The 11,409-nt window shown below is 61.3% G+C and carries 7 protein-coding genes and 2 tRNA genes; 4 read left to right on the top strand and 5 right to left on the bottom strand.

All coding sequences use genetic code 11. The annotated features are described in order from the left end of the window. Window positions 1–90 precede the first annotated feature (90 nt). Both rlmB and rnr read right to left on the bottom strand, forming a co-directional pair. The gene (gene rlmB / locus EKA13_RS07520) at window positions 91–831 is read right to left on the bottom strand and encodes a 23S rRNA (guanosine(2251)-2'-O)-methyltransferase RlmB (protein ID WP_065758766.1); all 741 of its coding nucleotides are present in this window, start codon (window positions 829–831) and stop codon (window positions 91–93) included. Next, window positions 828–3,398, bottom strand: coding sequence for a ribonuclease R (gene rnr / locus EKA13_RS07515; RefSeq protein WP_065758765.1), 2,571 nt, complete (start codon window positions 3,396–3,398; stop codon window positions 828–830). The genes rlmB and rnr overlap by 4 nt, the downstream gene beginning before the upstream one ends. 266 nt (window positions 3,399–3,664) lie before the next feature. On the opposite strand from rnr, the gene EKA13_RS07510 reads away from it, so the two are divergent. The 4 genes from EKA13_RS07510 (at window position 3,665) to EKA13_RS07495 (ending at window position 6,703) form a co-directional block, all read left to right on the top strand. Further along, window positions 3,665–3,751: transfer RNA gene (locus tag EKA13_RS07510), tRNA-Leu, on the top strand. A gap of 81 nt (window positions 3,752–3,832) precedes the next feature. Beyond that, window positions 3,833–3,919: transfer RNA gene (locus EKA13_RS07505), tRNA-Leu, on the top strand. 205 nt (window positions 3,920–4,124) lie between these two features. Continuing rightward, a complete protein-coding gene (locus EKA13_RS07500) occupies window positions 4,125–5,138 on the top strand; it encodes an extracellular solute-binding protein (protein WP_065758764.1) in 1,014 nt (337 codons plus the stop codon). Further along, a complete protein-coding gene (locus EKA13_RS07495; protein WP_065758763.1) occupies window positions 5,138–6,703 on the top strand; it encodes an ABC transporter permease in 1,566 nt (521 codons plus the stop codon). The genes EKA13_RS07500 and EKA13_RS07495 overlap by 1 nt, the downstream gene beginning before the upstream one ends. Before the next feature lie 45 nt (window positions 6,704–6,748). On the opposite strand, the gene EKA13_RS07490 is transcribed toward EKA13_RS07495, so the two are convergent. The 3 genes from EKA13_RS07490 to EKA13_RS07480 form a co-directional block, all read right to left on the bottom strand. After that, on the bottom strand, window positions 6,749–8,683 hold the full coding sequence (locus tag EKA13_RS07490; RefSeq protein ID WP_065758762.1) for a methyl-accepting chemotaxis protein: 1,935 nt from the start codon (window positions 8,681–8,683) through the stop codon (window positions 6,749–6,751). Between the two features lie 187 nt (window positions 8,684–8,870). Then, window positions 8,871–10,163 (bottom strand): adenylosuccinate synthase, encoded by a 1,293-nt coding sequence (locus EKA13_RS07485; RefSeq protein WP_065758761.1) that lies wholly within the window; start codon window positions 10,161–10,163, stop codon window positions 8,871–8,873. A gap of 54 nt (window positions 10,164–10,217) precedes the next feature. Beyond that, a complete protein-coding gene (locus tag EKA13_RS07480) occupies window positions 10,218–11,405 on the bottom strand; it encodes an ATP phosphoribosyltransferase regulatory subunit (protein ID WP_065758760.1) in 1,188 nt (395 codons plus the stop codon). Window positions 11,406–11,409: the final 4 nt, after the last annotated feature.

Raw genomic sequence — 11,409 nt, 5'->3', positions numbered from 1 at the left:
CGTTGCGCAAGAGAAGCGCGACGCTCTACAGCCCTTAGCGACAAGGCCCGCGCCTGCAGCATCGCTGTAGACGCGGGCCTTGGCAGGCCGTCATGCGCGGCGCTGGCGCACCGCTTCAAACAGGCAGACGCCTGTAGCCACCGAGACGTTCAGGCTGCTGACACTGCCGGCCATGGGCAATTTCACCAGGAAGTCACAGTGCTCGCGGGTCAGGCGACGCATGCCTTTGCCTTCGGCACCCATGACCAGCACGATCGGGCCGGTCATGTCCTGCTGATACAACTCCTGCTCGGCCTCGCCGGCCGTGCCGACGACCCACAAGCCACGCTGCTGGAGTTTTTCCAGTGTCCGCGCCAGGTTGGTCACCGCGATCAGCGGGATAACCTCGGCGGCACCGCAGGCCACCTTGCGCACGACAGGCGTCAGGGTCGCCGACTTGTCCTTGGGCACGATCACCGCGGTTGCACCGGCCGCATCGGCGGTACGCAGGCAGGCACCCAGGTTGTGCGGGTCGGTTACGCCATCGAGCACCAGGATCAACGGCGAGCCCTCGGTACGCTCAAGCAGTTCCTCGAGCATGTTCTCGCCCCAGACCTGGCTCGGGCTGACCTCGGCCACCACGCCCTGGTGAACGCCCTCGACCCAGGCATCCAGTTCACGCCGCTCCGCCTGACCGACCGCTACGCGGTTCTGCCCGGCCAACTCCAGCAACGCCTGGATGCGTGGTTCGCTGCGCCCTTCAGACAACCAGATCTGCTTGACCCGCTTGGGATGGTGGCGCAACAGGGCCTCTACGGCATGCACGCCGTAGATTTTTTCCAACTGACTCATGACTTGCCCTTCTTACGCGGAGCAGCGCCAGACTTCGGCGGCCCCTTGCGGTGTTTGCTTGGCTTGGCCGCAGGCTTGCCGGACGACGACTTGCCAGCGGCGTGACTGCCCTTGGCGTCGGCCATCAAGGCCTTTTTCATTTCGCGGCTCTTGCGCACCTCGGCATTCTTCGCCGCCGCATGGGACGGGAAGTAAGCCTCGGCGGTCTCGCTTTTCTTGCTGCGACGCGACGGTTCGGCGCTTGGCGCTGGCGCCGCGGCCTTCTCGGCAGCAGGCTCGGAGCCCGAGCGTTGCTTGCGACCGATCGGCGCGCTGAGGGTTTTCTCGGCCATCTCGAAGTCGATCTTGCGCTCGTCGAGATCGACACGCATGACCCGCACTTCAACGGTATCGCCCAGGCGGAACGTGCGACCGGTACGCTCACCAGACAACCGATGGTGAACCGGATCGAAGTGGTAGTAATCGCCCGGCAAGGCACTGACATGCACCAAGCCTTCCACGTAGATGTCGGTCAGTTCGATGAACAGGCCGAAACCGGTCACGGCCGTGATCACGCCCGGGAAGCTCTCGCCCACGCGGTCCTCCATGTACTCGCACTTGAGCCAGTTGACCACGTCGCGGGTCGCCTCGTCGGCGCGCCGCTCGCTCATCGAGCACTGTTCACCCAGCTGCTCCAGGGTGTTCTCGTCGTACGGGTAGATCCGTGCCTTCGGAATGCTCATGGCCCCGGCGCGCTTGACGTGCGGGGTGTCCTGACGCGAACGGATCACGCTGCGGATGGCCCGATGGGTCAGCAGGTCGGGATAACGGCGAATCGGCGAGGTGAAGTGGGTATACGCCTCGTAATTCAGGCCGAAGTGACCATGGTTATCGGCGCTGTACACCGCCTGGCTCAGCGAGCGCAGCATGACGGTCTGGATCAGGTGGAAGTCCGGACGGTCGGCGATTTGTGCCAACAGCGCCTGGTAATCCTTCGGCGACGGACCATCCTTGCCCTTGTGCAGCGACAGCCCCAGCTCACCGAGGAAGGCACGCAGCTTTTCCAGGCGCTCCGGTGGCGGACCGTCATGGACCCGGTACAAGGCCGGAATTTCATGCTTCTTGAGGAACTCGGCAGTGGCAACGTTGGCCGCCAGCATGCACTCTTCGATCAGCTTGTGAGCATCGTTACGCACAGTCGGTCGAATTTCCGCGATCTTGCGCTCGGAACCGAAGATGATCCGGGTTTCCTGAGTCTCGAAATCAATCGCGCCACGGCTGTGACGAGCGGTCAACAGCACCTTGTACAGCGCATAGAGCTGCTTGAGGTGCGGCACCACGCTGCTGTACTCGTCACGCAGGGCTTTGCCCTCACGCGTACGCGAATGCTCAAGCATGCTGCTGACCTTGTTGTAGGTCAGACGCGCATGGGAGTGGATCACCGCTTCATAGAACTGGTAGTCGACCATCTGGCCAGACTTGTTGATGGTCATTTCACAGACCATCGCCAAGCGGTCGACATGCGGGTTCAGCGAGCACAGCCCGTTGGACAGCTCTTCGGGCAGCATTGGCACGACGCGCTCGGGGAAGTACACCGAGTTGCCGCGCACCTGCGCCTCGGCGTCCAGTGCCGAACCGAGGCGAACATAGCTGGACACGTCGGCGATAGCGACATAGAGGCGCCAGCCTCCGGAGAACAGGCGCAGCTTGCCCAGGCTCTCGCAGTAGACCGCATCGTCGAAGTCGCGGGCGTCTTCACCGTCGATGGTGACGAACGGCAGGTGGCGCAGGTCAATGCGCTTTTCCTTGTCCTTCTCTTCGACGTCCGGCTTGAGCTTGCGGGCTTCCTTGATGACGGCTTCCGGCCAGACATGCGGGATGTCGTAGCTACGCAGCGCGACGTCGATCTCCATGCCCGGCGCCATGTAGTTGCCGATGACTTCGACGATGTCGCCTTGAGGCTGGAAGCGGGGTGTCGGCCAGTGGGTGATTTTCACCTCGACGAACTGGCCGATCTTGGCGTTGCCACTGCGCCCCGGGGTCACCAGCACTTCCTGCTGGATTTTCGGGTTATCCGGCGTTACGAAGCCAATGCCGCCTTCCTCGAAGTAACGGCCAACGATGCTTTCATGGGCACGGGAGATGACTTCGACCAGCACACCCTCGCGGCGACCACGGCGGTCAACGCCGGAAACGCGAGCCAGGGCTCGGTCACCGTCAAACACCAGACGCATCTGCGCCGGGCTGAGGAACAGGTCTTCAGTGCCGTCATCCGGGATCAGGAAGCCGAAACCGTCGCGATGGCCGGAGATGCGGCCGAGGATAAGGTCCAGCTTGTCCACCGGGGCATAAGTGCCGCGCCGGGTATAGATCAACTGACCATCACGCTCCATGGCACGCAACCGGCGGCGCAGGGCTTCGATCTGGTCCTCGGTCGTCAGGCCAAACTCCTCCACCAACTGCTCACGGGCAGCTGGCGAACCTCGTTCAGCGAGGTGCTGCAGGATCAGCTCACGGCTGGGGATGGGGTTTTCGTATTTTTCCGCTTCACGAGCGGCCTCGGGATCGAGGGTCTGCCAATCGGCCATTAGGAGGGGTTCACCTTGTCTATATAAGGGTTAGTTTGGCATAGGCGTATTGAAACCGGAAATTTCGGCCTTGGACAGCCCCGCCAGAGCCCTGTGAGGGGCTATAAGTGCTGTCATTGGACAACAACTTGAATTTTTTAAGATTTTTTCCAAACAGGGCTTTACAGCCGTTTTGAGCATCCGTATTATGCGCACCACAGCGACGGACACCGTCGTTATAGTTGAGAAGCAACGTGATGTGAAGCATCATGTGACCTTAACGAAATGCCCAGATGGTGAAATTGGTAGACACGCCAGCTTCAGGTGCTGGTGACCTTACGGTCGTGGAAGTTCGAGTCTTCTTCTGGGCACCAATTTCAAATTTCAGATTAGCGTAACGCATCTGGAATTTATGCAACACGCTACACCGTTTCATGCTTCAACGCTTTACTTTTGCCCAGATGGTGAAATTGGTAGACACGCCAGCTTCAGGTGCTGGTGACCTTACGGTCGTGGAAGTTCGAGTCTTCTTCTGGGCACCATATTTCTAAAGAAACCCGCGAAAGCGGGTTTTTTTATGCCTCGCGAAAAGCACTTATCCCCCGCCTTCAGCTAAAACCCTCCCTCTCAGTAAAGGCGAATGGCAACGATAGCCTGCTCATGAATTTTTCCTCACAGGCGTACTTGAGAAACAATATCGTTTATTATTGTTTCCAGATTTGTACCCGTAAGCGAGGAAGTACCCGCATGACGATTCGCATCAAACCGATTTTGCGCGGCCTGGCCGCTTCCCTGTTCACACTGGCACTGGGTACCCCTCCGGCCATGGCCGCCGACCCCGTGTCGCTGACCCTGTACAACGGCCAACACAAGGAAATCGGTGAAGCCATCGCCAAAGCCTACGAGGCCAAGACCGGCATTCACATCAATATCCGCAAGGGCAGCAGCAACCAGCTGGCCAGCCAGATCATCGAAGAAGGCGATCGCTCACCCGCCGACGTCATCTACACCGAAGAGTCGCCCCCCCTGAACAACCTGGGTGAACTCGGCCTGCTGGCCAAGATCGACGATGCAACCTTGCAGGTTCTGCCCAAGGAATACGTTGCCAACAATGGCACCTGGATGGGTGTAACCGCACGTACGCGCGTCGTCGCCTTCAACCCCAAAGTGATCGACGAAAAGTCGCTGCCGCCTTCGGTCATGGATTTCGCCAACCCGGAATGGGACGGCAAGATCGGTTTCGTCCCTACCAGCGGCGCCTTCCAGGAACAGGCCGTTGCAATCCTCAAACTCCACGGCCGCGAAGCCGCCGAGGAATGGCTGACCGGCCTGAAAGCCTTCGGCAAGACTTACACCAACAACATGGTCGCGCTCAAAGCCGTGGAAAATGGTGAAGTCGCTGCGGTACTGGTCAACAACTACTACTGGTATGCCCTGAAAAAAGAGCGCGGCCAGCTCGATTCGAAGCTCTACTACCTTGCCGATGGCGATGCCGGCGGCCTGGTGACCATTTCCAGCGCGGCAGCGGTCAAGGCCAGCAAGCACCCACAGGAAGCCCAGGCGCTGCTGGCCTGGATGGCCAGTGAAGAAGGCCAACGGGTGATCACGCAAACCACCGCCGAATACCCGCTGCACAAAGGCATGGTCTCTGATCAGGGCCTGAAGCCATTCGAAGACCTGCGTCCACCGAAAATCACCCCGGCCGATCTGGGTAACGCCGAGGAGGCCCTGGAACTCGAACGCGAAGTTGGCCTGCTCTGATGAGCGCCGCCCTGCCCTTGGCGGCCTCCGCCGCCTATGTACCGCGACGAAAGCGCCCCTCGATCTGGGTGATGCTGCCGGTTCTGCTGCTGGTCGGGCTCAGCCTGCTGCCGTTGCTGTATGTTGGGCTCAAGGCCTGGCAGGCAGGGCTGCACGAAGCCTTGCGCCTGCTCTGGCGACCCTTTGTATGGGGCCTGATGCGCAACACGCTGCTGCTGATGGTCGGCGTTACGCTTGCGTGCGCGATACTCGGCCTGGCGCTGGCTTGGCTGCTGGAACGCAGCGACTTGCCGGGAAGGCGCCTGTGGGGCGTCGTCCTGTGCCTGCCATTTGCCGTGCCCGCGTTTGTCAGCGGCTTTACCTGGGTATCCCTGAGCCCGCGTTTCGAGGGGCTGGGCGGGGCGATTCTGGTGATGGCGCTGTCCAAGTACCCCTTGGTGTTCCTGCCGGTGGCCGCAACACTGCGCAACCTCGACACCTCCCTGGAAGAGTCGGCACGCACCCTGGGCCAGAATCGCTGGGGAGTGTTCTTCAGAATCACCCTGCCACTGCTCTGGCCGTCGATTCTCGGCGGCAGCCTGCTGATCGCCCTGCACATGCTGGTGGAGTTCGGCGCCCTGTCGATCCTCGGGCTACAAACCTTCACCACGGCGATTTACCAGCAATTCGAGCTGGAGTTCAGCAATGCCAATGCAGCCATGCTGTCAGCCGTGCTGCTGTTCATGTGCCTGCTGATGCTATGGCTGGAGTTGAGGGTGCGCGGCAAGGCACGCCATGTACGTATCGGCCAAGGCGTGGCACGTCGTGCGGCTCCCGTGCGCCTGCGTGTATGGACGCCCATCGCACAACTGTTCTGCCTGATACTGATGTTATTGGGCAGCGGCATTCCGCTGGGCATGCTCGCATACTGGCTCAGCGTCGGCTCTTCGGCAGCCTTCCCGGTCGCCGATATCAGCCGGGCACTGGTCTCCTCATTGTCGCTATCGCTGGGCGGTGCCGGGGTAAGCCTGCTGCTGGCGCTGCCAGTGAGCTTCCTGGTGGTGCGCTACAAGGGACGCCTGGCAGTCTGGGCTGAGCGCCTGCCGTATTTGTTACATGCCCTGCCGGGGCTGGTGATTGCCCTGACGCTGGTGTACTTCGCCTTGCACTACGTGCCCGCCCTGTACCAGACCACCGGGCTGTTGCTGCTGGCCTATGCACTGCTGTTTCTGCCACTGGCTCAGGCGCCGGTGCGCACAGCACTGAACAAGGCCTCCCCGCAACTGGAAGAGGCAGCACGTACCCTTGGCGCAACGTCGTTTGGCGCCTTCTGCCGGGTGACCCTGCCGATCATCTTCCCGGCACTGGCAGCAGCTTTTGCGCTGGTCTTTCTGGATGCCATGAAAGAGCTCACGGCAACCCTGCTGCTCAGCCCGACAGGCATGACCACGTTGGCTACCGAGGTATGGGCACACACCGCCAACGTCGAGTTTGCGGCAGCAGCGCCCTATGCAGCCCTGTTGATCCTTGTCTCGGGCCTGCCGGTGTATCTGCTGACCACACGCATGTACCTGAACCGGGCCTGACACTGCCGACAGCCGCTGATCGATCAGCGGCTGTCGATCAGTTGTTCAGGCACGGAACTGCCCTAGGCTGGCCTTGAGCTGAGCCGCCAGATCGTCCAGCACTTTACTGCTGGCCGTCGTTTGCTGAACCACCCTGGCAGCGCGCTCAGCTTGCTCATGAATGGTTTCCACTCGACCACGTACTGCCTGCGCCCCCCTGGCCTGCTCCTCAGCCGCACGGGTTGCCATACCGATGGCCGCATGCACCTGCTCGACCGAGGCCTGCACGGCCTGCTGTACCCGCGCATTGTCACGCAGCACCAGCAACCCCTCGCTGGCTTGACGCCCAGCCTGGCTGATCGCCGCAACGGCCTCCCGCGCCCCCTGCTGCAAGGCCCCGATGTGCGCTTGAATATCACCCGTTGAGCTCTGAGTCTTGCTGGCCAGCGCGCGCACCTCATCCGCGACCACGGCAAAGCCCCGGCCTGTTTCACCCGCACGAGCCGCCTCGATGGCCGCATTAAGCGCAAGCAGGTTGGTCTGCTCGGCAATACCGTGAATCACCGTCAACACCACTTCAATCTGCTCGCTCTGCTCAGCCAGTCGCTCGATCACTTTCGAGCCGGTCTGCACCTGCCCGGCCAAGGCTTCGATCAGGCCGGCCACCTGAGCCGAGGTACGGCTGCCTTCATCCGTGGCCTGGCGAATGTCCACAACCTGTTGCAGGGCAGACTGCATTACCTGACTTTCGTTCTGCGCCTCATCAGCCATGGCCGACAAGGCACGCAGGCTTTCGGCCACTTCATCACGCTGCAACTCGGCCGCCGCATCGGCGCCGGCATTGTGCTGGGCCATGACACCGATTTCGATGCCCGTACGCTGTGCCACTTCACCGGCTTCGCGAACAATCGGCTGTAACTTGTCGACAAAGCGGTTGACCGCCGTCGCCATGTCACCAATTTCGTCACGGCTATCAATCGGCACACGTTTGGTCAGATCACCCTCGCCAGCGGCCAAGTCGTTAAGCGCGGCAATGAGCAAACGCAACTTGCTGACGACCCGATGGCCCAGCACCACCGCCACAACCAGAAGCACGCCAAGACCGACCAACGCCAGCCCCAGACCAATGTTCCAGCGCAACGTAGCAGCGGCTTCCTGAACGCTCTGCGAGGTATTCGCCTGCATGCCCGCAGCACTGGCCTGCGCCGCCTCCAAACGCGCACGCAAGGCCTTGGTGCTGTCTGCCGCAGCCCCCATCAGGCTCTCACCCACCAATTGATCACCGCTGGCGATCAACGCCGCGAAGCGCTGATCCAAGGCCTGCAGTTCGTGTTCGACTGACGACGTGGATACCCCCATGAGCACTTTGCCGATCTCGACACCATTAGGGTTGATCGGCGCCTCGACGAAGTACACCGACGGATCGTTGCGCGCAGCATTGACCACCTTGTCCAGCGCCCGCTCTCCCTCACCCTTTTCCAGCAAGGCCTGGTTGATCGGGTTTTGCCGGTTCAGGTAACGGGTCAGGTGCTGACCCTGAGCATCGTCGTAGACCACAAAGAGCACATTGGGATTGCGCTGGGCCCGTCGCGAGAACTCCGATAGGGTAGGCACATCGTTGTCCCACATCGCTCTTGGCGCCACAGAGGCCAGCAACTCAGCCATGTCATTGGCCGAGTCCTTGAGGTTCTTTTCCAGGGTGGCTCGTAACTGCGCCTGCTCGCTTTCCAGGCGAGCCGAGAGCCCGCCCGTCAGGCGCTGACGTGTACTGGCCGAAAGGCTGTCCAGACCGGAGCTGACCTCCTGCTCCGCACGCTCCAATTCAGCCGACAATTTCTGACTGTCGACCCCCAAACGATTACCCAAATCCGCTTCAAGCGTGGTCACCGTGCTCCGGGTAAGCGCTACCGCTACCAGCACTTGCACCAAAAGAGCGATACCAAGGGCAACAAAGACAGGCCGCAACAGGCGGCTTCGTAACAGTGAGAGAACGGCTGACACGAAAGAACCCTCTACTTTCTGGCGCCATTAAAATGATGGCTCACCTGTAACGGTTCTCTTAGCAATCCCCATGCCGCACTCCCGATAAAATGCCTGAGCACTGCGCTTCCTGTGGGATCAGCACCAGTCTTTGGCTTAAAAAAACCCCCGCTAAAAAGCGGGGGTTTGTGTTTAACGCAAACGTATATCAGGCAAACGGATGACGCAGCACGATGGTCTCGTTGCGGTCAGGGCCGGTGGAGATGATGTCGATCGGCGCGCCGACCAGCTCTTCCACACGCTTGATGTAGGCACGGGCGTTGGCCGGCAGTTCTTCCAGGGTCTTGGCACCCAGGGTCGACTCGCTCCAGCCCGGCATTTCTTCGTAGACCGGCTCCAGGCCGATGTAGCTGTCGGCATCGGTCGGTGCATCGATAACCGCACCGTTCTCGTTCTTGTAGCCAACGCAGATACGGATGGTTTCCAGGCCGTCGAGGACGTCCAGCTTGGTCAGGCACAGGCCGGAGATGCTGTTGATCTCGATGGCGCGACGCAGGATCACGGCGTCGAACCAGCCACAACGGCGGGCACGGCCGGTGGTAGCACCGAACTCATGGCCACGCTTGGCAAGGAAAGCACCAACGTCGTCGAACAGTTCGGTCGGGAATGGACCGGAGCCAACGCGAGTGGTGTAGGCCTTGGTGATACCCAGGATGTAGTCCAGGTACATCGGGCCAAAACCGGAACCGGTGGCGATACCGCCAGCAGTAGTGTTCGAGCTGGTGACATACGGGTAGGTGCCGTGGTCGATGTCCAGCAGCGACCCCTGGGCACCTTCGAACATGATGTCCTTGCCGTCGCGACGCAGAGCATGCAGCTCGGCAGTGACGTCGAGCATCATCGGCTTCAGCTCTTCTGCAAAGGCCATGCACTCGTCCAGGGTCTTCTGGAAGTCGATCGCAGGCTCTTTGTAGTAATTGACCAGCACGAAGTTGTGGTAGTCCAGCAGCTCGCCGAGCTTGGCAGCGAAACGCTCACGGTGGAACAGGTCACCGATACGCAGGCCGCGACGGGCAACCTTGTCTTCGTAGGCCGGGCCGATGCCACGACCGGTGGTGCCGATCTTCAGCTCGCCACGGGCCTTTTCACGGGCCTGGTCCAGCGCTACATGGTAGGACAGGATCAGCGGGCAGGATGGGCTGATGCGCAGGCGCTCACGCACCGGTACACCTTTTTCTTCCAGCTTGGTGATTTCACGCAGCAGGGCGTCTGGTGCAACCACCACGCCGTTGCCGATCAGGCACTGCACGCCTTCGCGCAGTACGCCCGATGGAATCAGGTGCAGCACGGTCTTCTCGCCGTCGATCACCAAGGTGTGACCGGCGTTGTGACCGCCTTGGTAGCGCACTACGGCGGCAGCATGTTCGGTCAGCAGATCGACGATCTTGCCTTTGCCCTCATCACCCCACTGGGTGCCCAGGACTACGACATTCTTACCCATAACACTTGTCCTCATTCGCGCAAACTTGGCGCCGGGCATCGCCGGCGGGAAAACTCAAATGGCCAGTGGCAGAACCTGCCAAAGCCCGTTTTGCTGAATCAATTGCCGATCACAATCTGCCTCGCGGGCGGCGGACAACGGTTGCCCAGGCAATGCCTGAACCACACGCTGACCTTCGCTACGCAACTGGCAGACCTGTTGCCAAAGCGCGGCATCGCTGCTGTCGGGCATCCAGATCCCGCCAGACGGCAACACAACTTCGGCTCGCCCCAGTGTGACCAGGGTCTTCAAATCCGTAGAGAAACCGGTGGCCGGACGCGCCCGACCGAAATCCGCGCCGATATCATCGTAGCGGCCGCCCTGGGCGATCGACTGACCGACACCCGGAACGAACACGGCGAACACAACGCCGGTGTGGTAGTGATAACCACGCAACTCGCCCAGGTCGAAATACAGCGGCAGGTCTGGATAACGCGCGGACAAGCGCTCGGCAATCGCCAGCAGATCATCCAGCGCAGCCAGTACCGCTGCAGGTGCACGCCCCAGGCGCACACGCGCCGCTTCCAGCACTTCTCGCCCGCCGCACAATTCGGCCAGGGCGCGCAGCATGCCGCCCAGCTCCGCCGGAAGGTTTGCCGTGAGCGCTTCAACTTCGTCGACGGCCTTGCGCTGCAGTGCGTCGAACAACTGCTGCTCAACCGCACCGGACAACCCGGCGGCACGCGCCAGGCCGCGGTAGATACCGACATGCCCGAGGTCCATGTGGACGTCCGCCACGTCAGCCAGTTGCAGCGTTGCGAGCATGAGGCTGATCACCTCGACGTCGCTGACCGGGCTGGCATCGCCATACAGCTCGGCGCCCAGCTGAATCGGGCTGCGCGAGGTCGAAAGCGCCCGAGGCAACGCATGCAGCACGCTGCCGGCATAGCACAGTCGGTTTGGGCCCTCACGACGCAGGGTGTGCGCGTCGATACGCGCCACCTGCGGCGTGATGTCGGCACGGAAGCCCATCTGCCGACCGGATTGTGGGTCGACGACCTTGAAGGTACGCAGGTCCAAGTCCTGGCCGGCACCGGTAAGCAGCGATTCCAGGTACTCGATATGAGGGGTTACGACAAACTCGTAGCCCCAGCTCTGGAACAGATCCAACACCTGACGACGCGCGATTTCGATGCGCGCCGCTTCCGGTGGCAGTACTTCTTCGATGCCATCTGGCAGCAGCCAGCGGTCTACCGTTGCCATTACG

The organism is Pseudomonas defluvii, assembly GCF_001695625.1.
GTDB lineage: Bacteria > Pseudomonadota > Gammaproteobacteria > Pseudomonadales > Pseudomonadaceae > Aquipseudomonas > Aquipseudomonas defluvii.
Note: the sequence above shows the minus strand (reverse complement) of the source record. Positions and strands in the feature narration are given on the sequence as shown.

Bases quoted from the DNA above. Each gene is read 5' to 3' on its own strand.
- rlmB (WP_065758766.1), bottom strand. From the start codon at position 831: ATGAGTCAGTTGGAAAAAATCTACGGCGTGCATGCCGTAGAGGCCCTG.
- rnr (WP_065758765.1), bottom strand. From the start codon at position 3,398: ATGGCCGATTGGCAGACCCTCGATCCCGAGGCCGCTCGTGAAGCGGAA.
- EKA13_RS07500 (WP_065758764.1), top strand. From the start codon at position 4,125: ATGACGATTCGCATCAAACCGATTTTGCGCGGCCTGGCCGCTTCCCTG.
- EKA13_RS07495 (WP_065758763.1), top strand. From the start codon at position 5,138: ATGAGCGCCGCCCTGCCCTTGGCGGCCTCCGCCGCCTATGTACCGCGA.
- EKA13_RS07485 (WP_065758761.1), bottom strand. From the start codon at position 10,163: ATGGGTAAGAATGTCGTAGTCCTGGGCACCCAGTGGGGTGATGAGGGC.
- EKA13_RS07480 (WP_065758760.1), bottom strand. From the start codon at position 11,405: ATGGCAACGGTAGACCGCTGGCTGCTGCCAGATGGCATCGAAGAAGTA.